The 23,972-nt window shown below is 59.6% G+C and carries 25 protein-coding genes and 3 pseudogenes; 3 read left to right on the top strand and 25 right to left on the bottom strand.

What is annotated here, in order from left to right:
• Positions 1–261 precede the first annotated feature (261 nt).
• A complete protein-coding gene (locus ACWHXD_RS19525; RefSeq protein WP_499084507.1) occupies positions 262–660 on the top strand; it encodes a DUF3742 family protein in 399 nt (132 codons plus the stop codon).
• Here the strand turns inward: ACWHXD_RS19525 and ACWHXD_RS19520 are convergent.
• From ACWHXD_RS19520 to ACWHXD_RS19500, 5 genes are all read right to left on the bottom strand, one after another.
• The gene (locus tag ACWHXD_RS19520; protein ID WP_499084506.1) at positions 649–2,190 is read right to left on the bottom strand and encodes a conjugal transfer protein TraG N-terminal domain-containing protein; all 1,542 of its coding nucleotides are present in this window, start codon (positions 2,188–2,190) and stop codon (positions 649–651) included. The genes ACWHXD_RS19525 and ACWHXD_RS19520 overlap by 12 nt on opposite strands.
• A gap of 10 nt (positions 2,191–2,200) precedes the next feature.
• Positions 2,201–2,509 (bottom strand): hypothetical protein, encoded by a 309-nt coding sequence (locus ACWHXD_RS19515; RefSeq protein WP_499084505.1) that lies wholly within the window; start codon positions 2,507–2,509, stop codon positions 2,201–2,203.
• Positions 2,506–3,861, bottom strand: coding sequence for an integrating conjugative element protein (locus ACWHXD_RS19510; protein WP_499085068.1), 1,356 nt, complete (start codon positions 3,859–3,861; stop codon positions 2,506–2,508). The genes ACWHXD_RS19515 and ACWHXD_RS19510 overlap by 4 nt, the downstream gene beginning before the upstream one ends.
• Positions 3,862–3,893: 32 nt before the next feature.
• The gene (locus ACWHXD_RS19505; RefSeq protein WP_499084503.1) at positions 3,894–4,850 is read right to left on the bottom strand and encodes a TIGR03756 family integrating conjugative element protein; all 957 of its coding nucleotides are present in this window, start codon (positions 4,848–4,850) and stop codon (positions 3,894–3,896) included.
• Between the two features lie 105 nt (positions 4,851–4,955).
• Complete coding sequence (locus ACWHXD_RS19500) at positions 4,956–5,210, bottom strand: helix-turn-helix domain-containing protein (RefSeq protein ID WP_499084501.1); 255 nt, start codon at positions 5,208–5,210, stop codon at positions 4,956–4,958.
• A 169-nt stretch (positions 5,211–5,379) separates the two neighbouring features.
• On the opposite strand from ACWHXD_RS19500, the gene ACWHXD_RS19495 reads away from it, so the two are divergent.
• The gene (locus tag ACWHXD_RS19495) at positions 5,380–5,637 is read left to right on the top strand and encodes a LasR-specific antiactivator QslA (protein WP_499084500.1); all 258 of its coding nucleotides are present in this window, start codon (positions 5,380–5,382) and stop codon (positions 5,635–5,637) included.
• Positions 5,638–5,680: 43 nt separating this feature from the next.
• On the opposite strand, the gene ACWHXD_RS19490 is transcribed toward ACWHXD_RS19495, so the two are convergent.
• From ACWHXD_RS19490 to ACWHXD_RS19445, 10 genes are all read right to left on the bottom strand, one after another.
• Positions 5,681–8,434, bottom strand: a complete 2,754-nt coding sequence (locus ACWHXD_RS19490; RefSeq protein ID WP_499084498.1) for a conjugative transfer ATPase — start codon at positions 8,432–8,434, stop codon at positions 5,681–5,683.
• Positions 8,434–8,838 (bottom strand): TIGR03751 family conjugal transfer lipoprotein, encoded by a 405-nt coding sequence (locus ACWHXD_RS19485; protein WP_499084497.1) that lies wholly within the window; start codon positions 8,836–8,838, stop codon positions 8,434–8,436. Before ACWHXD_RS19485 ends, ACWHXD_RS19490 begins: the two co-directional genes overlap by 1 nt.
• The gene (locus ACWHXD_RS19480; protein ID WP_499084495.1) at positions 8,813–10,330 is read right to left on the bottom strand and encodes a TIGR03752 family integrating conjugative element protein; all 1,518 of its coding nucleotides are present in this window, start codon (positions 10,328–10,330) and stop codon (positions 8,813–8,815) included. The genes ACWHXD_RS19485 and ACWHXD_RS19480 overlap by 26 nt, the downstream gene beginning before the upstream one ends.
• Positions 10,320–11,135 carry a TIGR03749 family integrating conjugative element protein gene (locus ACWHXD_RS19475; RefSeq protein ID WP_499084494.1) on the bottom strand — a complete coding sequence of 272 codons (816 nt, stop codon included), beginning with the start codon at positions 11,133–11,135 and terminating at the stop codon, positions 10,320–10,322. Before ACWHXD_RS19475 ends, ACWHXD_RS19480 begins: the two co-directional genes overlap by 11 nt.
• A complete protein-coding gene (locus tag ACWHXD_RS19470; protein WP_499084493.1) occupies positions 11,132–11,773 on the bottom strand; it encodes a PFL_4703 family integrating conjugative element protein in 642 nt (213 codons plus the stop codon). The genes ACWHXD_RS19475 and ACWHXD_RS19470 overlap by 4 nt, the downstream gene beginning before the upstream one ends.
• Positions 11,770–12,183 carry a TIGR03750 family conjugal transfer protein gene (locus ACWHXD_RS19465; protein WP_499084490.1) on the bottom strand — a complete coding sequence of 138 codons (414 nt, stop codon included), beginning with the start codon at positions 12,181–12,183 and terminating at the stop codon, positions 11,770–11,772. The genes ACWHXD_RS19470 and ACWHXD_RS19465 overlap by 4 nt, the downstream gene beginning before the upstream one ends.
• Before the next feature lie 7 nt (positions 12,184–12,190).
• Positions 12,191–12,562, bottom strand: a complete 372-nt coding sequence (locus ACWHXD_RS19460) for a TIGR03745 family integrating conjugative element membrane protein (RefSeq protein ID WP_499084489.1) — start codon at positions 12,560–12,562, stop codon at positions 12,191–12,193.
• A 17-nt stretch (positions 12,563–12,579) separates the two neighbouring features.
• Positions 12,580–12,819, bottom strand: a complete 240-nt coding sequence (locus ACWHXD_RS19455) for a TIGR03758 family integrating conjugative element protein (protein WP_499084487.1) — start codon at positions 12,817–12,819, stop codon at positions 12,580–12,582.
• On the bottom strand, positions 12,816–13,151 hold the full coding sequence (locus ACWHXD_RS19450) for an integrative conjugative element protein, RAQPRD family (protein ID WP_499084485.1): 336 nt from the start codon (positions 13,149–13,151) through the stop codon (positions 12,816–12,818). The genes ACWHXD_RS19455 and ACWHXD_RS19450 overlap by 4 nt, the downstream gene beginning before the upstream one ends.
• A 770-nt stretch (positions 13,152–13,921) precedes the next feature.
• Positions 13,922–14,494 (bottom strand): hypothetical protein, encoded by a 573-nt coding sequence (locus ACWHXD_RS19445; protein ID WP_499084483.1) that lies wholly within the window; start codon positions 14,492–14,494, stop codon positions 13,922–13,924.
• Between the two features lie 583 nt (positions 14,495–15,077).
• On the opposite strand from ACWHXD_RS19445, the pseudogene ACWHXD_RS19440 reads away from it, so the two are divergent.
• Positions 15,078–16,505 (top strand): annotated as a pseudogene (locus ACWHXD_RS19440) (IS1182 family transposase); the annotation flags it as partial.
• A gap of 182 nt (positions 16,506–16,687) precedes the next feature.
• Here ACWHXD_RS19440 and ACWHXD_RS19435 read toward each other — a convergent pair.
• The 10 genes and pseudogenes from ACWHXD_RS19435 to ACWHXD_RS19390 form a co-directional block, all read right to left on the bottom strand.
• Positions 16,688–16,785, bottom strand: a pseudogene (locus tag ACWHXD_RS19435) (integrase domain-containing protein); the annotation flags it as partial.
• 204 nt (positions 16,786–16,989) lie between these two features.
• Entirely contained in the window at positions 16,990–17,721 is a 732-nt protein-coding gene (locus ACWHXD_RS19430; protein WP_499085067.1) for a TIGR03747 family integrating conjugative element membrane protein, read from the bottom strand.
• A 37-nt stretch (positions 17,722–17,758) separates the two neighbouring features.
• A complete protein-coding gene (gene traD / locus ACWHXD_RS19425; protein ID WP_499084482.1) occupies positions 17,759–19,918 on the bottom strand; it encodes a type IV conjugative transfer system coupling protein TraD in 2,160 nt (719 codons plus the stop codon).
• Between the two features lie 9 nt (positions 19,919–19,927).
• Positions 19,928–20,443 carry an integrating conjugative element protein gene (locus ACWHXD_RS19420; protein ID WP_499084481.1) on the bottom strand — a complete coding sequence of 172 codons (516 nt, stop codon included), beginning with the start codon at positions 20,441–20,443 and terminating at the stop codon, positions 19,928–19,930.
• Positions 20,440–20,988: a lysozyme family protein gene (locus tag ACWHXD_RS19415; RefSeq protein ID WP_499084480.1), complete on the bottom strand. Its 549-nt coding sequence runs from the start codon at positions 20,986–20,988 to the stop codon at positions 20,440–20,442. The genes ACWHXD_RS19420 and ACWHXD_RS19415 overlap by 4 nt, the downstream gene beginning before the upstream one ends.
• Positions 20,970–21,686 carry a TIGR03759 family integrating conjugative element protein gene (locus tag ACWHXD_RS19410; RefSeq protein ID WP_499084478.1) on the bottom strand — a complete coding sequence of 239 codons (717 nt, stop codon included), beginning with the start codon at positions 21,684–21,686 and terminating at the stop codon, positions 20,970–20,972. Before ACWHXD_RS19410 ends, ACWHXD_RS19415 begins: the two co-directional genes overlap by 19 nt.
• 9 nt (positions 21,687–21,695) lie before the next feature.
• The gene (locus ACWHXD_RS19405) at positions 21,696–22,367 is read right to left on the bottom strand and encodes a chemotaxis protein (RefSeq protein WP_499084477.1); all 672 of its coding nucleotides are present in this window, start codon (positions 22,365–22,367) and stop codon (positions 21,696–21,698) included.
• A complete protein-coding gene (pilL2, locus tag ACWHXD_RS19400) occupies positions 22,364–22,900 on the bottom strand; it encodes a PFGI-1 class ICE element type IV pilus protein PilL2 (RefSeq protein ID WP_499084474.1) in 537 nt (178 codons plus the stop codon). Before pilL2 ends, ACWHXD_RS19405 begins: the two co-directional genes overlap by 4 nt.
• A 109-nt stretch (positions 22,901–23,009) precedes the next feature.
• Positions 23,010–23,756: a DUF5983 family protein gene (locus ACWHXD_RS19395; RefSeq protein ID WP_499084473.1), complete on the bottom strand. Its 747-nt coding sequence runs from the start codon at positions 23,754–23,756 to the stop codon at positions 23,010–23,012.
• A gap of 51 nt (positions 23,757–23,807) precedes the next feature.
• A pseudogene (locus tag ACWHXD_RS19390) lies at positions 23,808–23,966 on the bottom strand (JAB domain-containing protein); the annotation flags it as partial.
• Positions 23,967–23,972: the final 6 nt, after the last annotated feature.

Raw genomic sequence — 23,972 nt, 5'->3', positions numbered from 1 at the left:
CATCACCGAAGTGACATAGTCTTGAAGGTCCTGACTATCTGGGTAGGGTGCTGTCGGTCGCAGCGATCCGTACCTAGTATTTAGCCGGACGATTTATATGGGTCAACCACTGTAGAGACGCTGTTTCACGGGGTTTGTCTTCTGTCTTCCAGTGAAGATATTTCGGCTGGGAAAACTGATAAACGGTCAGATACGGGCCGTTTTCAGTAGTAGGCTGTTATCCTGTATCAACCATGAAAACGCTCAGAAGAGGGCGAGGCCATGCCGACTCAGCAACCTGTTCAGAAGTCACGTGCCCACCGCTGGGCGTACGCCTGTGGCATGTCGGTAAAGCGTGGTTATCGTAGGTTAAAAACGTTCGAGTCTCGCGTGGCCGAGCGTGCGGTGTCGGCAGGTATACCCGCAGGTAAAGGCATTGTTTGCGGAAGCTTTCTGGTTGCCAAACTGGCATTGATCGGAGGATTGCTCTTTGTCAGTGCTTGGCTGGTTACTTTCATTGTGATGATGCTGGCTGTCATTACTTTGCTATGGCTCAGGGCTTTTATTGGTGCCGATCAACAAGAGAAAAATCCAGGGCCAGACTATCTAGGTGCTGACCTCTACATCGGTGACTTCGACGACAACGGGCATTATATAGGCGACTGCAAGTCATCTAATTGAGCGCTTAGCAGCACCCAATATTTGATCTGTACCTTTGCTCGCTGAGTCACTTGCTGTTTTGCTACCGTTCGCCAACATGCCTTGAATCCCATTGCCGACTGAATACCCGGCCCAGCTCATTGCCCCCAGAAACAACATCGGCAGCACGATGAACATCGCCCCCATCACATACTCAATCACCTGAGCTGTGATCGTTCCATCCATGACGCCGGATGTCGGCAGCGACAACAACACCTTGTCGGACGCCGAAACCTGGTGGTACAGGGTATCGAGCATGCTGGAGTCGACCCAGCGTGCCAGCTCCCACCAGAAGGTCATCATGTGCAAGGTGAACAGCGCGAAGGTCACCGTCATAACGGTTTTCAACTGGTAGGTACTGACCAACAGAACCAGCGGCAAGCTGATGATGACGCCCATGATCAGGAACGCCTGCACCATCGGCAGGGCGGCGCGCAGTGCATTCAGTGCCGGAAAGTTGCTGAAGGAACCCAGGGCCAACCCGGTGTTGGTGGCCAGGTTGTTGAGCCCCTGATTGATCGAACCGCCGCGGGCGCTGGAGCCATAGTCCTGAAACACCTGTCCGGGCGACATGGACCTAGACTGCTGGCGCGGGCTGACCAGTTCACGCAGGGTGGCATCCTCGATCTCGTTGTTCGAGCGGCCAGTCAGCCAGCCTTTTAGCTGAGTCAGCAACGAAGGATCGACCTCTTTGATCAAGCGCTCGCGTAATCCGCCCCCGCTATCGCTCCACCACTGCTTGCAGGTGGGGTAGCCCGCGCCATTCTCCAGCCGCGGCAAGGACACATCGCGGTTGTCGTCATACGGCCAACTGACTCGCGGTGTACGTGAGCGATCGGTGTCGTAGTAGCCGGGCGTGTCGAGAAAATAGCTTGAGCCGATCCAGGACGCCTCATGACTTTGCGCCTTGCCCAGTTGTGGGCGGTTGGTGAACAGCCGAGAGCGGGAATAGCCGTAGCAGTCGCGGGTGAAGTCGGCGACTTCCTGCAGCAGCACCTGGCTGTCAATCCGTGAGCTGTCGATCTCCATGCGCATCTGCCGGATATCTGGGGCGCAGGGGATGGCGGCGGTGGCCGCCGCGGTCACGCCTTTGCTCACAGCATGCACCAGAAACCACCAGACCGGCACGTTGGCGGAGCGTTCACCGATGGTGTTAAAGGTGGCGCCCCAGGCGGTTTCCGCCGGCTTGGCAGCGCTAATGCCGCAGCGCTGGCTGGCCGCCGCGTCGAGCGTCATGGAGGCGAGGCTCAAGGGAGAGGCCGGCGCACAGCCGAACAACACGACGATGTAGGCCAGCCACAACCGGTTCTCGATTCGTGGCACCGAAAACAGTCCCTTGTTGCCTTCGTCCGCGCCTTGCTGACGGGCTGCCAGCCATTCTTGCAGGATGATGGCGCTGAAGGGCGCGGCGAACAGTCCGGTGTCGGACAAGACGCTCCAGATACCGTTGTTGATGATCCAGGCCAGCAAGGAGAGGTAAAACTCCAAGTAGCTGTTGGTGCTCATGAGCATAGCGGTGACCTCACAATCGGGAGAGTTCGACGAAGGTAAAGAGCACGAGCCCCATGGCGCCGACGCGCTGTACGCGAAGTCGATCCAGTGGCTGCTGGCGGTAGCGGCGAAGCAGATCCCACCAGAGCGCAAACAGCATGCTGTAGAGCAGGCCCCGCCATACCCGCAGATAAGGCCGTGCCGATTCGAGCGCCTGCTGCCAGACCTCAACGCTGCCCAGCGCCGTGCTGCCGAGCTGTGTGAGCAGTGCGGCGACCAGGAGCATCACCGCGGCAACTCCCAACGCCGAAAGCAACGTGAACAGCCGTGAGCGGTTCATGGCGTCACTGGCGCGCCGGTACCGGCGTGATTGAGTCGACCTGGCTCGGGGTCGCCTTGCTCAATGGTGCGCGAGGCATCGGCACCCCCGGCATGCCGATCGAGTACCAAGCTGGCGGTGTTGGTGGTCAGCATTTGCCGGACCTGCAGCTCGGTTTGCAGCAGGCGGATTTCACGCTCCAGGGCGTCGATATTTTTCGTCAAGGCGGTTTGGGCGGGCTCGGCGGAAGCGATGTTTGGTTCATGACTGCCGGCCAGCAGGGTGCGTAGCAGTAAGAGGGCTTTGTCGAGCACGCTGGACAAGGCTGTCTCGCTGGCCAAGCGCCGTGCCAGCAGATCCTGGTCGGGATCGTCACGCAGGGCTTCGATGACTCGGCGGGTGACCGGCAGCATCGGACTGGAGGCTTTGACCAAGTTGTCAGGGTTAGTCGGGAGTGAGCCCGACAGCAGCTGTTGCAAGGCTTTCAGCCGCTCGCTGTAGGCCTCCTGAATCAGCGGTGTCAATCCGCTGCCGGCGGTCGCCCGCAGGGTTTCGCAGCTGTCGCAGGTCGCCACTTCAGTCTCGCCCAGTACGCGGACGGCCCACTCGGACTGTTCCTGGGGCGACGCCCAGGTCTGGCAAATGGCGCCGCCCTGGCAGTCGTGGCTACTGATCGAAGCACTGTCATCCACCGTACGGTTATGCAGCAGGTTATAGCCGGCGCGCACCACGTCGGCGGTCAAACGAATGGGTGTCTGCCCGTTACCTCCGGCCCTTGAGCCGCCGACCCAGGAGACGCCTTTGTTGCCGTTATGGGTCTCGGTGTTTTTCACCGCCGCCACCGCATCACCGCCGGTTTTCTCCAGATTGCCCTGCATCTCCTGGTTCTTGGCCAGCGCGCCCCAGCCGGCTTGACCGACTTTGTCCGCCATCTTGTCGGCCATGGCTTGGCAGGTTAGCTTGGAGCGATCGAAGTCGATACGCCCTTGCATCACGCCGTTGCTGAGCAACTCATAGAGGCCAGGGTTGGCACGTTGGATGATCAACGCCGGCAGCGACATCACGGCTTGGGTCGCGTTCTGCACAATACTCCCCATGATCTGCTGGAAACCCTCGGTGACGCCGTTCAACTGGTTTTGCAGGGTATTATTGAGGCTCATGTTTCCGCACATCAGGTTCGCTCGCCAGGACCCGCCGACCCCGAGTCCGCTGGGGCGGTAGAACGAGCTCGGTGAGCCCACCGCCGAGCCGCCACCGATGGTGTACATCACCCGGTCATCGAGTACATCGCCTTGAGTGCCCAGACGGTAATCGTCCTCGGCGGCACGGGCATGCATAGCCATCACCAACAACCCGCAGAGCAACAGACGCATCCCCCCCAACCATGGTCGCGTGAAAAACTGACTCATGACGCACCTCCTTCGAAATCGATGCTGAATAGGAAGGTCTGCCCCTCACGTTTGCAGCAGCTATAGGGACGCCACAACGACCAGGCGTAGCCGCCATCCGCGCTCTGTAGCGGATCGCTGGGGAAGAGGGCGCAGGTGGGCTGAATCTGGGGGTAGAGCAATTGCCATTTGTGGGTTGAAGCATCGTTTTCAACGATCGGGCCAGGCGGCCAGTAGCCGTCGCGTTGCGCGGGCGTGAGCGGTAAGTACACATGCGGCTGCCCGTTACGGGTAATCACATCGCCGGCCCGTTGCGCCATGACTGCGGCTGCCTTGAAATCGTCGGGTTGTACCAGAAAACCCTGGCGGGGATAGACGTTGCCCCACATGTTTCCCGACGTCTGACTACCGATTTCACGGATCCCCGGTATGAGGGCTTCGGGATAGACACTTTCCGGGATGCCATGGCGCCAGGCCAGTGTGTCCAGGGTGCTCAGGTAGTAAGGCTTGAACGCGGTTGCGCCGCTGGCGCAGGCATAGCCGGATTGCGCCGCCAACTGTGTAGCGGCCGAGCCACCGGGGTGGCCGATGCCATCGACATTTTTGAAACGGGGCAGGTTGTAACGTCGGGTGTTGGGGGTGATTAGGTTGCCGCCGCCCTCCGCGCCGCTAATCGGGCTAGAGAGGGCAGCCATCTCGGTCCAGGGGCTATTGCCCGTGGTGGCGTAGCTCGAGACCACCAGTTCAGGAATGAAATGACGAACCTTGGTCGAGGTTTTGACTTTGCAGCCGAAGGGCGTGCAAAGAAGCCAGAAACAAATGCCGACGACCCGGTATGCGAGGCAATTTGGCGACAACACAGAGGACGTGATGCTGCCGGTATCCAGCGCCATGCTTGGGCCGCACGCCAGCAGGATGCTCAGCGCCAAGGGCCGAAGCTTTAGGGACGTGATTGACGAGCAGGCAGCAGGCATGATCCAGGCTCTCGGTGTATGGCCTGGGCAGGTTCGGTTACGGGCTGAAGACTGTCAGTGGAAAAAATGAAGGTGGATCTATCGGATTTGTGAGATGTGAGACTATTATTTGACGTGAAGGGCGCGGCGAAGGATATCGGGTTCTGTAAGTAGCTGATCTGCGGTTATTTCAAAAATATTGGCGAGCTTGCACAGGACCAGCAGTGACGGATTGCCCGTGCACCGTTCGATTTGACTGACGTAGGTACGGTCCACCTCGGCCATGAGCGCCAGCTGCTCTTGGGTCAGGTTTTTCACGCGCCGCATCAAGCGGATGTTCTCCGCCAGTTGCAGGCGAAGCTGTTCGTAGTCTTGAGCCATGCGCGCAAATTGCGCCTTGAGGGACTCTCAATCCACGGGATATAGTCTACATTTGCATTGAGCTAGGCTATTTGATGCTGATGCCTGTTATCGAGCGTTCATTTGGTTCCTTAAAGATGTCGAGGCTGGGTTCGGCGTTTAACAATAAATTAGAAATATTAGGGTGGGTATGGACGAAAACTACATTTCAATCCCGGCTGCAGACGGTTGCTCAAGCATTCTGACTCCGTGGGGCCGCGAATTTGCACCGATGATCGAGCGTGGCGTGCAATGTGCCCAAGCTTGGCTTGATACAACCGATGAGATTCCGCTGTGGTGGGAGTTAACGCAAGCCCGCAAGACTTTTCCTCAGGGTGATTGCCAGGATGCTTTTGAAGCCGGTTTTCTGTTGAGGATTCAGCAACGGCTGCGGGGCGTACGGCAATAGTCCGTTGTTCAGGTTCAACGGCGAGACGCCTGAATAAACCTTCCTATGTTGGATCTATGCCTCGGGTGCGATCGATCCGTTCCGCGACCTGATAGGCCGCGTCCAACTCCGAGCAACCGTTTTCCTGCATCAGGGTCCAGCGCTCAGCCTTTTCCTCGGGCTCGGTCATGGCTAAGGCTAGGTAGAGGCTGGGTGGAACCACCCGGAACAGGGTTTCAACCTTCTTCGACAGCACCACGCCTTCGGTGTATTTGCCTGGCTCCTTGCTGGCGGAGAGCAACAAGGCTTTCTGCGCCGGCGTGAGTTTTTTGAACCGTGCGATCTCCTCGATCTCCGCGGGCGGCATATTCAAACAAATCCACCACTCGATCATGTTGAGCATGGTCTGCGCGGCATTCGGGAAGTCGGCCAGATTTTGCGTGGCCAACCAGAACCAGGCGCCGAGCTTGCGCCACATCTTCGTGCCCTTGACCACGAATGGCGCCAGCAACGGGTTTTTGGTGATGATGTGGCCTTCGTCGGTGACCATGATGATGGGCCGGCCCAGGTACTGATCGCGCTCGGCGAGGTTGTTCACTGTGTTCATCAAGCTGATGTAGCTGATGGACAGCTGGGCTTCGTAACCTTCACGGGCGTAAGTGGCGAGATCAACAATGGTCACATCGCTCTCGGGCCAGGGTGTACCCACGCGATCAAACAGTTCGCCCTCGAAACCTTGGCAGAACAGGTCGATGGACTCGCCCATTTCCTGGGCGCGTTCGCGACGCTTCTCCGGTAGATGCGGATCGGCCGCGACCCCTAGCAAGGCGTTGCGTACGTCGCGGGTCAGTACCTGCCGGCCCGCGGCGACGCAGCCCTGTGCGGCATCGAGAATGCACTCGCGGATCAAGCTACGATCGGCTCGACTCAGGCGAGCGTCTTCCTTGGCTTCGCCGCCCGTGATCATCAGGCGGGCAGTGATTTCCAATTCGCCGAGCACATCGCGCTGGTCTTCGCGATTGCTGGCTGCCTCATCGTCCAACTCGTCGACCGACAGACTCGCCACCTGATCCGGTTGCTCGACCAGACGCCAGGCATCGGCAAAGGGCGCGAGGCTCACCGCGGCGCCAGGTTTCAATTGGACTTTGTTGACCGACAGGCCTTGCGTGGAAAAGTAGTCGCCTTGCAAGCCGAATGAGTTGCCAGCCTCGACAATAAACAGGCGAGGGCGGTACACGGCCATGACCTGCATCAGCAGGCTGACCAGAGTGGCCGACTTCCCAGCACCGGTCGGGCCGAACAACAGCAGGTGGCCGTTCATAGCCCGGTCCAGGCGGGACAGCGGGTCGAAGCTCAGCGGCGCCCCGCCTCGATTGAACAGGGTGATGCCCGGATGGCCGGTACCCGTGCTGCGGCCCCAGACCGGCGCCAGGTTTGCCAGGTGCTGGGCAAACATCAGGCGAGTGTACCAGTGGCGTTTATCACGCGCGGGGTTGTAGGCCATTGGCAGCCAGCGCAGGTAGCTGTTACAGGCGGCGACCTCATCCCCGTCACGTACAGGCTGCAGCCCCGCGCCCAGCAGTGCGTTGGCCAGGCTGACCGAGCGCTGGTGCAATTGCGGTTCGTCGTGACCGCGTAGGTAGAACGCCAACGTACCCCGGTACAGCTTGTGCTGGCGGCCGATGATCGTCCGGGCCTCTTCGACATCCTGGCGGGTCTGGGTCGAGGCCAGGTTTTCACCGATGGCTTTTCGGGCCAACCGGCTCAACTGATCCTCCAGGACATCCTGTGGTTTGACCACCAGGGTCAGGCTCATCACCGTACCTTCTGGCAACTGGTCGAACAGCGCGTTCACCGCATCGCCCTTGCGGGTTTCGCCCGTGAGTTGGCCAATCAACGGTGCGCGGCGCAATTTATCCACCACCATCACCCGGTGGGGCTGATCGTCGAAATACCAGAGTCCGCGCTGGGCATCCGAACGCGGCTCATTGAAGAACAGCCGCTCGGCGAAATCGTGATCGAAGGGCAGTTCCAGCGACTCGCCGTCGCCCGATTCCGGGTAGGCCACACGTTGGTAGAACGCCTCGGGCGCCTCATCGGTGAGCCTGGGCCCCGGGTTGAACCACGGCAGCAACCAGGCATACAGACCCCGACCGTCGACTCGCACCGTTTGTACCCCGCAGGCCTGCAGGGAGGCGCCGATCCGTTCGCAGGCCTGTTGCAGGGATTGCACCGACGTGAGCCCCGTCTCCTCAGCGTCCGACTCGAGCCAGCGATAGACCACCAGCCGCACCCGCCGGTTATTGCCGAGCCAGGGCAGGCGCGTGACCACTTTATCCTCGAATAGACCACCGGGTTTGGCGATGGCCTGCAGATGGCGGCGGCTGAGTTCTAGGTAGGCCTCGGTGAAGACCGTGCCGCGTGCGCTGTCCCGAATATAGTCCGTGAGCCGGTTCAGGTAGGGGGTGAAGTCATGGTCGTCCTGACAGAAAAACTGCGCCACCCACGGCGCCTGATCCCGTTCGTCAAAACTGTCCTGCAGGGCATCTTCGAGGGCGTCGCGGGCTGCCATTAGCCAATCGGGTTCGCGCCCTTCGGTGCCGATAGGCAGCAATTCGAACACTGCACCCACCGAGCGATTGTCATCCAGCAGAAAGCACTGCTCGGTATGGAGGTATTCAATCCAGGGCAAATGATCGGTGAAGCTGGGGTTGTGTGCGTAGAGCGCGGCTTCATCTGCCACGGTAGCGCGAGGACGCAAGGGGTTACGCCAGGCTTTCCACCTATGAGCGCGGTTGTCCGCTTCGTCGCTGCACATTACAAGTCTTCCTGACGTTCACCGGGCAACGCGTATTGCACGCGCTGGTAGAACGGAAACACCGTCGAGTACCCCGGAACCGGCGCCTGCTCGGTGCCACTCAAATGCGGATAGACGTACAGCAGCAGATCGGGGTTCGGCAGGCGAGGAAACAGACTACGAATCTCGCTTTCAGCCGTACGGGTGTAAGGCTCCTGCACGGTTGCAGAAAGCTCCACCTGAGTCAGCGGGCGGCGTAATTGCTGCCGGGCCTCCAGCAGTTGCTGCTGCGTGCCCTGTGAGCCGGCGCCATTCCAAATGTCGAGCATGGTCTGCTCGCCATGGGGCAGTAGCGTCTCCTTGTCGGTGGAACACCCGACCAGGACCACGCAGAACAGACTAATCCAAATCAGGCAGGGAGGCATGTGGTGGTTCATGGCGAACGCTCCGGCCGTTGGGCTCGTAGTCAATGGTGATTTCATGGTCGAGGTGCAGGGCGACCTGAGCGGCGGGGGGGACGTAAACCGCGGCGAAGGCCTCGCCATAGAGTTTTTTGACCCACTCGCGCATATCACTGACGCCACCACTGAGGATGGAATTCAGCGCACTGTTCCCCGTGCTGCTGGTGACTCCGAGCGTACTGCCGCCCGAATTGATCACGCTGGTGTTGTTTCGCTCATTCCCGAGCAGGGTAGCGACCCCCGCACCGGCGGCGGTGATCAGGCTCTGACTGCCGAGGTACTGCTGGGCATTTGAGCGGCGTTCGCCGGCAATGCACGGGATGCCATACGGATCGGACAGATAGCCGAGCCCTCCGCGGATTTTGTCGGTGTTCGTGCTCTGGGTGGAGGAGGCATTGCGACCGGCCACCGCCTGTGGCTGCGGCACGGTGCGGATGGTACCGTCGGTGAAGACAAAGGTGATCGACTCGACTTGCCCGCGTACGCAGGACAGCGTCCAGTCACCGGACGCCGTGCCACTCATCACGGCACCGGCTACCTCCGGCAGGTCGATGCCGTTGGCGGTCAGGTTCTCGGGGCCGACCAGCACCTTGAAGGGGTAGGGGTCATTTACCGTGCCGTCCACCGGGACCCGGCCGATCAGCGCGGTCATGGCGACCGAACCCATCAATGTAGCGTTCTCGGGAATGGTGTAGATCGGTTTTGCACCTTCGTTACGCTCGACGGAACGTGCCAGGTCACGCTCACCCTTAGTGACCGCGCGCAACTGTTTCTGGCTGCGATCGATGGTGCTGTCCTTCAGGCCTCCCAGCGCGTTAAAGGCGCTGGGCAGATTCAGCGCGGAGGTTGTTTTGCCTTTGTTATTGGTGTCGGCGGGCAGCGTATCCGAGGGTTCAATCCACTGCATCGCCTCACCGGCCGGACGATGCCCGTCGAACTGCTCCCCATCGCCCGGCTGCAGCCCCAGCCCGACCGGTAGATCCTGGCCTTTGCTGGTCAGCCCAGATAACTGCGTCTGCAGTTGGCTCAGCAAACCATGGGCCTGACGGCTGTCTTGTTCCGCTTTGAGTCGGGCGTCGTTGGCTTGTCGGCGACCTTCGTCGACCTGCTGGGTCACGCTGCCGAGAGTGGCCTGGATACGCGAGTCGACACTGCTTTCTCGTTCCCGCAGACGGTTGTTTTCGGTCTGCAACGAGTCATTGTTCTTCTTCAGGCTGAGCATGTCGCTGCGCATCGCTTTCACCTGGCCGACCAGGGTGGCCACCGTGTCGCGCGGGGTATCGCCCGCGATGCCGAGCGACTTGGCTTGTTCGGCGGACAGTTGGAGGTTGTCCTGATCAACCGAACTCTCCGGAGCGGGCGTGCTCCCCCCCGCGACCCAGGTTTTCAGGATGATCAGCACCACGGCCAGCAGCGCACCCGGTACCAGCCACTTGAGCAGCGCATTAGCTTTCATTGTCATCACCTCGCGTAGCGGGTGGCGGCAACACAATGGCGTGTTCGAGGCCCGCGCCGCGGGTGATGAGGTAGGCGACCGTGGTGTCTTCCGCACTGCCGACCGGACCGAGGAAGGCATGCTGGAAGGACGCGCCAAACAGCTGGGCCTGAAGCCGGCGCGGATCGAGTTGCACCGTCTCGGCACCCCGGTTGCGCAGCTTCACCGCCGTCACCCAGTAATCCCCAAGTCGCCAGGCGGCGAGGGGCGTGCTGGACACGTTTTCGCTCGGCAGCAGGGTCGGCAGCGTGCTGCGCCGCTTGAGCGGAACCCGCCGTACGCCGGGCAGAGACTCCACGGTGCGCAGCGGCGCGTACAGACTTTGTGCGGCATAGCGGGTCAAGGCCACCGGGATCGGCGTGCGTTCTGCAACGCGGGCGCTGCTCGGTTCACCTTCGCTGACTTGCCTCTCAGCGTTTTTGAGGATCCGCACGGGCTCTAGCGGTTGGTCATTCTGGGTCGTCGCGATATCTAGCAGGATGATCTCGCCCGTCGCCACCGATTGCAGTTGTAATCGGGTCGGTGCAATCGCTTCCGACGCTCGCAGGTACAGCGTGCCACCAGTGGATTGCACACGCAGTTTACCGGTCAGCGTTGAGGGCAGGCCGACGCGAACAGCCTCGTCGATAAAGACCACCCGTTCCTGATCGATCACCAACGGCACGGCGAGAGGCAGGCGCTCCCAGCGTATCAGCTCGATAGCCTGAGCCAGGCCCCCGTACATCGCCAAGACCATGGCTGGTCCGATCACTAACATTCGCTTCATGGTTCACCTCCGGGCAGGGAGAGTTTTTGCGGTGTACCCTGGTAACAATCCAGCGCCAACCCCCACTTGTTGCGCTCGGGATCAAGGTCAAAACGCACCACGCGCAATGGATAACGCACCACCACACGTTTCACCGGTTCGGCGGCGTAATACTCATCGGCATTGAGGTCGAGTTTGACCAGCCAGCTGTCGTGGTCGAGTTGTTTGACCCGTAAGGTCGGATCCTCGCTGTAGCCGCGACCGAGCACTTCATAGACCCCACGCACGCGCTGACGCAGCTCGCCGGCGGCCTTGCGGTACTCGTAGTCGCCATCGAGGAAGGTCTTGCAGGCGGGTGTCAGGTAGGACTGCAAGCTATAGATGGCACGGCGATAGTCCTGCTCGCCATCCGAAGGCCAGCGGTTGAGTTGGCCGAAGATGTATAGGGCAAAGGTATAGATATTTTCCGGGGGCACATCCCACCATTTGCGGGTACTGCCCGAGCGTAAATCGGGGGGGACATGCACGGTCAGGTCGGTCGGTGCTGAACGCCAGCCATACCAGAGCCCGGCACAGATCAGTGCCAGAACCCCTACCGCCAGACGTAGGCTGACGATATGCGCTTGTTGGGCATCGACCTTGTTCCGAAAACGGCTCATGGCTGCCACCGGGACAGGGCAGGGCACAGTCGACGCGAGCGACGAACCGTCCAGGCGCCGGAGTGGAGGATCAAGCTCCCACGGCCCAAGCGCCAGCGACTGGCCAGGACCCATTCGAGCTTGCGGTATAACCAGGTCTCGGGGCGGGCCCGTTTGGCCCGACGCAGGAGCGTGCCACCGGCCAAGAGCACCAGCGCCATGCCCGCGATCATGCCGGTCGGTGCCACGGCAATCGAGGCAGTGGCGATAGCCAGGGGGACGCCCAGCATCAGTCCAAGGACTGCGCCGGTACCTAAGGCGAGCCACATCTCATCATTGGTCAAGCCGCGCAGTACCGCCGGATCCCGGTTGAGCCGCTCCGGCAGAAAGACCAAGGTGCCGTCGGCGAGGCATTCGATAGTGTCGTTCATATCGACCTCACAGAATCGCCGCCGCCTTGGTCAGGAACCAGATGATGATCACCACCAGCAGGGCACCGATGCCGACCACCGCGCCGAGGTCCTTCCAAGTCTTGCGCTGGTTCTGCACGTCGGCATACACGGTCAGCGAATGCCAGGCCACGCCCAAGAAGGCGAGCAGGGCGATTAGCAGGCCGAGCAGGATGCCGCCGTCATAGGCGTAGTTTTTGATCGTCTCGATCAAACCGGTGCCTTCACCGCGGGAGGGGGCTTCCATGGTCGGTAGTTCGGCAAAGGCCAGGCTTGGGCTGAGTACCAGTAACAAACCGATCAGGCGTTGGTTGGCCCGGTCACGCAGGTTGTTTTTCAGGACGGCAAAGCACTTGAGCATGACGGCGATCTCCTGGATTAGGACAGGGTAAAGAACATCAGGATCAGCAACACCAGCAGGACGCGGGCGGCACTGCCGCCAAACGCGCCGAAGCGCACGCTGCCAGCCGCCCACCCCCGGTACGCCGTCCACATCACCCAGGTGCACCAGAGCAACGCCAGGACGAGCGTCAGGGAGATCCACAGCGACGAACTGCTCTGCGCTGAGAAACCGGAGGCGTTTTGGAACGCGGATGTCTGAGCGTCAGTCATGCTCATGGCGAGGGCTCCACGGGCGGCGTGTCGAGGCGGTAGTCGCCGACCAGTTCAGCGGGATCGCGCGGTTGGGCGCGGGAAGGGGACAGGTAACCTTGCACCCCTTGGCGGATGCGCTGGATGTCCTGGGTCAGGCGGGGATAGTCGAAGCGATAACGCTCGTCGGGTTCAGACGTGCTGGCGGCCTCGGCTCGTGTCGCAAGGCGTTCGACAGTGTCGAGTTGCTGCAGGATCAGACTGAACTGAGTCTGCTCATGGGCCGGTGCGGCATAGCTGCTGCCATGGACGATGGCCAGTGATAGCAGTAACCAGCAGCGAAAGGCGGTAGTCGGCATGATCCTGCCCCATGTGGGTATGGGCACAGAATCGAGCTAACGGTAGGAGTTGTTCAGTAAGAAAAGCGAGTTACGGTGGATCGCTTTTTCTGGGGGAAACGCTTGAGATGTTTACTTACAGCTATGTGGCCCTTCGGCCTTTGGTGGAAAGTGGCTGGGGCCCTTGGGAGACACCACTTGTTGGCGCCGACGCCGAATTGACCCAGTTGCCGAGATGTCACTGCCCCAGTCTGTTCCTCGCGAACCATTGCCTTTGCTGGATTTGTGCAGATTTGGAGATAGGTCAGTCTTTGCTTCAGCACGTGGGTCAATTCGGCGTCGGCGTCAACAAAAAGCAGTCACTCAGATGCCACAATTCAGCCGAGTTCGTATAAGCCAACGAAACCTCTAGCATCGGTTTTTGCCCAGGTTGCAGTTCCTACCTCGTACAGCCGCTATTGTTTCCGACAGTTTTAGCCTTCGTGAAATCGTTCTTGATCAGCGCGGGTGCGGTGCTCGCATACCTTCAGCGAGTGTGTCCCCCGAGGGGCGATGTGCAGTGGTTTAATAAACCGCCCCCCCTTCAGAAAGCCAAGCCTTACGGCTTCGGCAACCTTCAAATAGTTTGGGTAGAGGCCAACTGATGTTTTTACACAGTCTCGGCCAGAAGGGCGGTTCGAGTGGCAGCGGCGCCGGGACGGGAGCTGGTTCAAGCGCTGGCGGTGGCAGCAGCGGACAATGACCACCATGGCTCGACAAACTCCAGACTACCGGCTGCACGTTATTGATAGCTACCCCGGCACCGAGGATTTTTGCGCAGCCACACTGCCCGCCCTACCGGCGACTGCAAGTGCCACGCAACAAGCCAGTAACGAGAATGCGGCGAATGCGCCCATCACATGTAGATAAGGCAACACGTGATTCCAGGCTCGAGCCACCCCCAGGAAAGCGGTGAATAGCCAACCGCTCATGGAAAGCGCACCCAACAAGGCGAGCCGCGTGCGGCCTGCACTGCGCAGTGCGACGAATGGAGCCTTTTGCAGCAGCGGGAAGCCGACTCGATGCAATAATGCACCGTTCAGGCTAAGCAGCGCGACGACAGTCACCTTGGCCCAGAGTTTCTGATTGAGCAGATACGCGTCGCCTTCATTGAGATAACCCTGAAGCACCAGCAACAGTCCGCTTGCCCAAAGGGCCAGCAGTGCGAGGCTGACGATCCTCTGAGTTTCATCAAGGTACTCAAGCCTCGCCTGGTCCAGTATTTCCTTGCGCCAACTCCAAAGCTTGTGATCCGCCTGCAACACCCTCCCCAGGGCAATACACGTAGCGAGCAGATGACCGTATACGAGAAGCATTTTGAGCATTGCCTTGACCTATTATTGTTTTGGCGCTGCGTTCCCTGCTTCGCTGAATTGAAAACGAATGATACAAATTTGCAATTGCATTTTCAAGATGAGCATTCACTCATAGGTGCTGGCACCGACCGCGATACAACTGTCGTCACACATAGAGGCGGTCATTCCTGTGGCGGATGAATGTAGCCGGTCGGCAACCACCACAACACTGTTGTTCGAATGCAGGTCTCTGCCACAAAATTTCATCACGGCCCCCTCACAGCAAAAGTCTAAGTTCGCACCTTGAATTTTGCGCCACCTCTGTGAGGTGGGAAGGCCGGCCAGATGATTCTCAGATTTGTTTCGATTGCCTGACGCATGCGCCATTTTGAAGTCTGCGTTGCTACGTAAAATCTGCCAGCGTTTGGTTGTTCAGTTCGTAAAAGCGCGATTTTCATCGCGGTTCCGACAATCAAATTTGCGCTAAACGTTTTTCACACAGCATGGGTCGATATCAGACTGCCGAGAATGGCTGCTCGTGGCCCAGAGTGTGTAAAAACGCCTTTGCGAACACTTGCTATGATTTCTGAGGATTTCATCGCAGGGATCGCCCATGAAGCGCTTTATTCAAGGTGAACATCGAGGCCAAGGCACCTTACTTCCCGAGAGCCTCGACGACTACGTCAGCGATACCAATCCGGTGCGCGTAGTCGACGTCTTCGTCGACGAACTAGACCTGGTCAATCTGGGTTTTGAAGGTGCCATTCCAGCCGATACTGGCCGGCCTGCTTACCACCCCGCGATCCTCCTGAAGATCTACATCTACGGCTATCTCAACCGCATTCAGTCGAGCCGGCGCCTGGAGCGAGAAGCCCAGCGTAACGTCGAATTGATGTGGCTAACCGGCCGCTTGATGCCGGACTTCAAGACCATCGCCAACTTCCGAAAAGACAATAGCAAGGCCATCCGAGGCGTCTGTCGCCAATTCGTGGTGCTGTGTCAGCAGTTGGGACTGTTCGGAGAACATCTGGTTGCCATCGACGGCAGTAAATTCAAAGCAGTCAACAACCGCGACCGCAATTTCACCAGCGCCAAACTGAAGCGGCGAATGGAAGAAATTGAATCGAGTATCAACCGTTACCTGACGGCACTCGATGCTGCCGATCGGCAAGAACCAACAGCTTCCGAGCCCAGTGTCGTGCGGCTGGAAGAGAAAATCGCCAAGCTCAAAACTCAAATGAAAGAGCTTCAGGCGATCGAAATCCAGCTCAATGAATCGCCGGATAAACAGGTCTCACTGACCGATCCAGACAGCCGCTCCATGATGACGCGCGGCACGGGAATCGTCGGCTACAACGTGCAGACAGCGGTCGATACTCAGCACCATTTGATCGTTGCGCACGAGGTGACTAACGTCGGTTCCGACCGAGATCAACTCAGCTCGATGGCCAAGCAGGCCCGCGAGGCGATGGCGTCAGATACGTTGTCGGTAGTGGCTGACCGAGGTTACTTCAAAAGCGAACAAATCCTGGCTTGTCACGATGCAGGCATCACAGCCTATGTGCCCAAGCCGATGACCTCTGGAGCCAAGGCTGACGGGCGTTTCAATAACGATGCCTTCATCTATGACGCGGCAAAAAACCAATACATTTGCCCGGCTGGAGAGGCGCTGATCTGGCACTACTCCTACGTTGAAAAAGGCCTGAAGTTGCACCGTTACTGGAGTTCGAAATGCCAGGGCTGCGCGTTGAAATCGCAGTGCACACCGAGCACGGAACGACGAGTTCGACGCTGGGAGCATGAAGCCGTATTGGAGGAGATGCAGCTTCGGCTGAGCAAAGCACCAGAGATGATGCGAATCCGAAAACGGACTGTTGAGCATCCCTTCGGGACGCTCAAACAATGGATGGGTGCGACGCACTTCCTGACCCGAAAGCTGGCCGGGGTGAGTGCGGAGATGAGTTTGAATGTGCTCGCCTATAACATGAAACGGGTCATGAAAATCATTGGTGCTAACGGTTTAATGAAGGCGCTGTCGGCATTAAAAAGGCTGGTTTTGGCCCATCCCAGAGGCTGTAAAAACAGCGTTACGTGTTCCAGGTCGCGACCGATGCGACTCGGAGCATTGACCGTGCGATCGCTCAGCCAACAAACGTCGATGACCCAAGACGATGAGGTTATGAGCGTTTTTACACACTCTGGGCCGATAGCTGCCCGTCACGAACCCCCGCCAAAAAGATCGCTTAATGCTTGCGGTCCGGCATAACTCAGTTGTCGGCCATAACCAAATTGCGCCCATCTCGTCTACTAACCAATGCCATGATCAAACTCCTCTCGAAGCCAAACTCTTGAAACTTTCCCCACGTCATCCCGTCATGGATGTTGAGTATTATCAGGGAGCAAGGCCCCTGCGACCTGTGAGGGGTGTCCACTAACGCGGGACTGATGGCTACTCACGCCCGGGAGCTTGGGCATCTCATTAGCTCCGCTCCTGAACGCTTCAGCAGATAGCATTCGTGTCGCACTCAGAGATATTTTTTGAATGTCGCCGCCGTGATTGCCATGGCCACCCCGAGCATCACAGCGCAAGGCAAAAAAACGGCCATGGGATTGAGCGAAAAGGGCAGGGACAGGTAAATGATCCAGGGCACAAGCAGTAGTGGGGTTACCGCTCGCTTGGCACGGTGATAGACAAAGCTGCTTTCTCGGCCCGCACCGAATTTTCGCAGGTCGCGGCGCATCAGGCCGTCGATAAAGCCGGTGAACATGGCCAGCAGAAACAGGGGAGTCGCCAAGGCCAGAATGGTCAGGCGCACCACAAAGGTGAAAGTGACATATACCGCGGCCAGGGCAAAATCCTCAATGCTCACGTAAATCTGATTGATCCCACCCCACAAACCGTTGTCCTGGCTCGACACCCGCGCCTGCTGGGCGAATTCCGTAAAACCGGTCTTGACCAACAACCATTGGTTGAGGAAGTCCAGCCACTGGACAATCGTCTGCCCAGGCTGTTGGAGGATCAGTGACGATGTGAAGTGCTCACTGAGCCAGCCCAGTTCGCTGCTCAGCATCGCCTGACTGTGTCGCCAGCCCTGATCGCCCCAGAACAGCAGCAGACCGGCGAACTCGATCAGAATCGAAAACAGTAACGAGGCGATCAGCAAACCGATGATGCGCAAAACCAAGCCAATCGCCGAGACGAGCAGGCCAGGGCGTTGGATCGGTTGCGGTGGTGGGCGCTGCACTGACGTCACTATCCGCTACTCCTCGATGCGCACTGCCGGGCCGACGTCATCACGGCGCTGTTTGAGTGGGAGCAGGCGAATCCACCGCTACAGAGGTGCGGGGTGGCGTGACTCGATCCGGATCAAAGTCGAGCGTCGGTCCGCCACCGCTCGCACTCCACCAGTGTCCCGCTTGCTCGTTGTAGCTGGCGCGCATCCGCTGAGTCAGCTCCTGCAGATCCTTGGGCATGGCATCGTCCGGCGAAGGTTTGGGCAGTGGCATGCGGACTTTCCAGAGCTGACCACCCACCTGGAAGGAGAACATTTGCCCCTTGGGCAAGCTGACGATGTGAGCCGGCTCGATCAGCGGCACGCTGGTGCTGCTGACCCGGTCTTGGGAGGACGAGGTGAAGTCCGTGTTGGCCTCCGGGTCGGAGGTGTCGGTGGCCCCCGAGACCAGGGTTTTCGTCAGCACGTTGATCTTGGGCAACTGTTGGGTGAGCAGCTCAGCGGTGGCGGTTTCGCGCACCCGAAGCATCTGCAGGGTGTTGAAGTTACCGATGACCTGGCCGGCTTTGGCCCGGTTGCCGATGCGCGCCTCGATATCGCTGAGGGTTTGGGTGTATGCCGTCACCTGGATGCCCGCGCCGCCGCCCTTGTTGATCAGCGGAATAAATTCATCGCCCATCAACTCGTTGAACTCATCGGCGTGCAGGTTGATCGGTAGCTTGTCGGCGCTGCTGGCCGCGGCAGGCAAGCCATGGTCGATGCCATGCTTGTAAATGTGCCCAGCGACCGAGACCAGATCGGCGAACATGGAGTTGCCCACGGCGGCGGCCACTTCCGCGTCGGTCAGCGCATCCAAACCGACATAGACGATACCGCGTTTGCGGATGATCTGCATCCAGTCGAAGATTGGCCGTGGGTCATCCAGATCGGTGTAATTGGGGGCGAGCAACTGTGCGGTCTTGCCGGTGGTGAGTTTTTCCAACAGCGGCAGCAGCGAGGCAACGATCTTGTCAAAGTAGGTGCGGTCGTAGCGCACCGCCGAGCGCAGTCCATCCAGCACCGGATCGAAGACCCGTTTCGCCGCCAGGTATTGCTCGATGGCCACCACGCGTTTTTCGCGGCCGACCATATGCCGCGGAATATTCTTATCGTTGAGCTTGCCTTCGAGCTGGACGATGACTTCCCACGCCTGTGGGTCGGTCTTGGCGAAAAACTGCTGGGCGTATTCGATAAACAGCGCGTCGATGTTGACCACATGCCGTTGGATCTGCAGGTAGTCCGGGCGCCGGCCCAGCTCGATCAGGGCACGGGCGATGATGTTGACGAAACGCCAGGCGAACTCGCGAAAAGCGGCGGAGTTACCTTCGCTGCTGAGTTGCCCAGCGATGCGCGAGGCCACCTCTGAGATCCGTCCGAACCGTCCTACCGCGTTGTAGCGGGCCGAAATCTCCGGCCAGCCTAAATGAAAAACATAAAACTCCTTTTCCCGACCGGCCCGTTTGGCTTCGACGTACATGCGTTTAAGCAGGTCGGCATCGCCTTTGGGATCGAAGACAATCACCACCTCAGGTTCGACGCGGTGGATGTCTTGGGTGATGTACACCTCGGCCAGGCGTGTTTTACCGACGCGAGTCGTGCCCAGCACCAAGGTATGTCCGACCCGTTCGCCCAGCGGCAAGCTAACTTCCATTTCGTCGGGCTCGACCCCATGCAGCAGCGGCGAACCACCTACGGGGGACAACGGCCGCAACGGATTGAAGGCGCTGTCCCACGCGGTGATCCGCGCCAATATCGAGAGCGGAAACGGCGCATGCTCCAGATGTCGCTCAAGCCCGCGGGCCAGGCGGTAGCGGGTCGGCGGATCGACATAACGGGCCACGGCCGGTTCCTGGGCCTCGACCAGACGCTGGGTATGTAAGCGAGTCCAGCGAAAGCCGCGGCCCATGAACAAGCGCTGGCGGCTGACGGGAATCAGCCGACTGGTCAGTTCGTAGCGGGGTAGGCGCCGGATATTGCGCCGATAGCGCAGCACGTCCCAGGCTTGGCGCAAGCGGATGAAGCCGAACAAGGTATAGGCCAGCGCCGCGACCAGGCCGATTTCGGGTGATAGGGCTACGGCCCAGGGTGAATACAGACACAGCATCGCGGCGGCGATGCAGATTGCTACCGTGTACAGCTCCACCGCTGGCCGAAGCTTGGACTCCATTGCATGCTCGGCCATGGTCGGGACTCACTGTTCCAGTGCCGTGGCGTTGATCAAGACGGGGTAGTGCTCGATCTGCAAGCGGATGGCGATCTCGTTACCATTGACCGGGAGGATGGTGAGGCCCGGCGCCGCCGCTCGGATTCGGAGCAAGGCTTCAGTATCGGCGACTTCGACGGCCAGGCCGGCGGCGCCCATTTCGCGCAATCCAGCCGCGTGTTGACGCAACCAGGTCAGCGACAGAGGGTCGCCACCCACCAGGAAGAAGGGCTGTAGGCCTGGCATGTTTAAGGTTCGTGACGTGATCGGGCCGGGGCTCAATCGGGAACTGCTGATTGGCAGTAGCCAGGTCTCATCGGTAAACGTGGATAAATCTGCATGAGTGGTCCGATCAGGTTGAACCCTATTATTTATCGGCAACCCCTTCGCTCGAAAATAGGGCAGGGTGACGTCGTCAGGCGAATCGCCGACCACGGTCAAATTCGCTTGGGCGAAAGGTACCCAAAGCAGGATGCAATAACAGATGAGGGGTATGCGCTTCATGGTGGTGTGACCTCGTCGAAGGAAATCAGCAGTCGTTCGAGTTGCCGGGAAAACCCCGCGCGGTAGCGCGCAGCCGGTGCACCGCCCGCAGGACGGTGATAGCGCCCCGCAGCCAACCCCCAATCACCGGTGACGGCGTGATGCTCACTTAGCAGCGTGGCGGTCACGGCGAGATTGCGGTAGGGGTCGAGGGCTTCGCAGGGGCTGGAAAAGCGTTGTCCCTGGTAACCCCAATTGGTTTGCCCGAGCCCGACATCAATCCGTTTGGCGTCATGCTGGGCGAGCGCCTGGAGCAAGGCCTGGCACGCCGCTTGGCGAGTGGCGAATCGGTAAGGGGCCCCGGCAATATTCAGGGTCCAGGGCCAGGGCAGCAGTCGATCACGGACGCGGATGCCACTCTCCTGCAAGGCAATGGCAAACAGCACCGTCGAAGGGATGTCGGCGCCCTGTGCCGCCAACTGATAGGCGGGTGGCGGGAGCTCAGTAGCCTGGGCCACCAGCGTTATCGCCATGAGAACCAGGCCATTCAGTCGAGGCGTTGCCATTGTCCATTCACCTGTTGAAACGTGGCAGGCAATGACCCAGGCGCGCCCAGGCTGAACCAGTGACCCCGGTCATGGTTCAGGGTGATCTGCCGGCGTTGAACCCGGGCCGGGTCAATGCCGGCTTGTCGAGCCCAGGTGCGCACGCGCTCATCCTCACCTTGGCTGCCCACCAAGTAGAGATCGAATGCCACGTCACCGCTTTGCAGGCGCTGCGCTTCGGCGGTACACGCTGGGCATTGGTCTTCCACAAACAAGGCTGGGCGGGGGGCGACCGGTGAGCTGGTCGGGGGCGACGAAGCCATGCCCTGGATGGGCAGCAGCCCGGGAAACAGCTTGGCCCAGGCGGCGTTGTAAGCGTTTTGGTAGGCCAGTTCGCGCTCGGCCCGTTTGGCCTCCAGGGTGACTTGTAATTCGGCATAACGCTGGCGTGCCTGGTCGGTCTCGGCTTCGATCCCGAGTGCGGTCAACGGATCGAGGTTCGGGCTCCAGAAACCGCGCGGCCCGGCTTGGATGTACTCGAAGCGCGACCACTCCTGTTCGGTCAGTCCCCAGTTTGCCGCTTGCGCGGTGCGGGAGCGCTCCAAGGGAGTCGACGGCGTATCCTGAATCAATGACTGGGTCGTGACGGTATCGCCGACCGCAGCGCCAGTGGCAAGCAGCGAAACGAGGACGATGGCGGGCAGCAGCGTTCTGTTCATGATCGCTCCTCATGGCAGTGGCACGGTCTGATCCGGTTGATCCTTTACCGCGAAGATGGCGGATCTTGGCTCCAGTACTTTCAAACGCCAGGCGCCCATTTGCTCGCCGCTATGCAACAGCCGGATATCCGCGAGAGAGCGACTGCCATGCGGTGCGGTAGCCAGAAAACGCTCGCCCGCACGGGACTCGACAGCCAGCACCGAGAACGGTGGCGAGAGTGGGACAGGCTGGGGGCGAGCGGTGTTTTTCCGTTTGGCCGCCGAAGGTGCCAATGGAGGGGCTGACGGCGGAGTCTTGAACTGCAGAAACTGCTTTTCGACCTGTTCAAGGCGTGCGCGCAACGCCGTCATGTCAGTTTCGGTGGCGCGGGCGGCTAAACCCTTGCGCAGTTCCTGGAGCTCTTGCGCCCACTGATCCAACAGGGGGTCGAGGGTATTGGCTGTCTGCTCACCGGTATCGACTGCCAGCTTCAAGTCGTTCACCGCGTACTGCAGCTTTTCTTGAGCGTCCTGCAGTGCACTTACATCGCGTTGCAGGATGTCCAGGGTCTGCTGGCGTTGGGTGCTCGTGCTTTGCAGTTCGTTCAGACGCTGGCATTGGTTATATAACCCAGCGCTCAGGCCGGCGATCGCTAGGCAAAGCCCCCCAACGATGAGGGTTTGAAAGGTCGAGGCTTTCATGGGCGCGCCTCCGGTGAGCTGGACAGTACAGGCGGCGGGGTGGCGACATCGGTTTTTTGTTGGGTGAGGCAGACCGAGCGACTGACTTCGTCGACCGTGAGTGGCCAGGCTGGACCGACTAGCACTTGCAACGCATTCCGCAAGGTGATTGGGCCAAGCCGGTAATGGGCTGCCGGCAGCGGCCGAGTAAAGAGCACTTGAACCGATGGATTGGCCGGGCAGAGCGAATAACCCGAACGCTGTAGCACGTGGAGCAGGGCGTCCTGTACCGAGGGGCTCAGGTTGGAGGGGATGGTTACCTCGATGATTTGCGCGAGAAGATCCTGCTGCTCCGTGGTCGGCGTGGTGCTGACCAGCGTATAGCGGCCGTAACGAAGCGCTGTCTGATGACGTTCTGAGGCTACGCCGATCATGGCCTGGGCCCGATTGGCACCACTGTCGATCAGTGGCGGGGGTGGTGATGTGTTGGGTGCTTGCGCGGTGCAGGCGCTCAGCAGGCCCAGCAGGCAGACAGGCGTGAAGAAACGGCCCATGGAAAGATCCTCATGTCAGATTCAGTGCAGAACCTGACATGAGGAGCGGGACGATTCAGTGAGAAAGCCGACTCAGAGCGGGTCGTTTTAATACAGCCACTTTATGTCGTTACTCATCAAAAACGGCGAGTCCGGCCAAGACAGCGGCGTCGGGATCGAAGATTAGTAATCGCACATCGGCCAACGCCGCGAGGTGCAGCACTTTGATCAAGGCTTCCGGCGTGCCGGCATCGCGTTGCTCTTGTTTGAGGGCGGAATAAAGTTTGCCCTCAATGTTCAACAAGTTTTTGTCCGTCCATGGCGTGCCGATCAGCTTGCAACCGATACCGTTGCAATCCGGCAAGGTGAACAGTTCGAACAAGAGGCCGGTCAACTTGGGCGCGGAGTTATCTATCCACCTTTCCAGAAAACGCATCGCCTCTTCGGGCAAATGTGCGGTACTGATTTCCCAGGCTCGACTGTAGTGTCCTGTTTCGAAGCTCAGACGATGAATCACTGCTTGGGCTGCTTCCAGGGAGTACAGGTCACCGATGTGATGTCGTTCGTTGAGCGTTTCGTTGGTCACGGCGTAGAGCACTTGGCGCACCAGTCCGGTGGACTGGCAGTGTTCTTCCAATGCATCTGGGATGGATTGGCCTTCGCTAATCAGGGCGAAATCGTCATTGAACAGGCAGGGAAACAGTTGCAGCTCATCGTCAGGCAGATGGGCTTGCGAGTGATGGACAGGGCGAACGCAGGGCGGACAGTCGTTTTCATAGGTGATCAGCAACAGCCGTTCAATGCACAGATTGTCGTAGCCGCGAGCAAAAGGATTTTGGCCTGCCAGCAGGGTTGGGGCTTGGTGTATGGGGTTCATGAGGCTTCTCCAGGGTGAAATGAACAAGGCGCCCGAAGGCGCCTGTGAGGGTTAAAGCCAGCCATATTCGGCCAGGGAGAGGGAACGGCCTTCGCCCACGATGAAGTGGTCCAGTACACGTACCTCGACCAAGGCCAGGGTTTCCTTCAGGCGTGCGGTCAGGAGGCGATCTGCCTGGCTGGGTTCCGTACAACCTGAGGGGTGGTTATGAACCTT

Source organism: Pseudomonas fjordensis, from assembly GCF_976987115.1.
The sequence above is the reverse complement of the archived record's forward strand: the minus strand, read 5'-3'. Positions and strand labels throughout refer to the sequence as shown.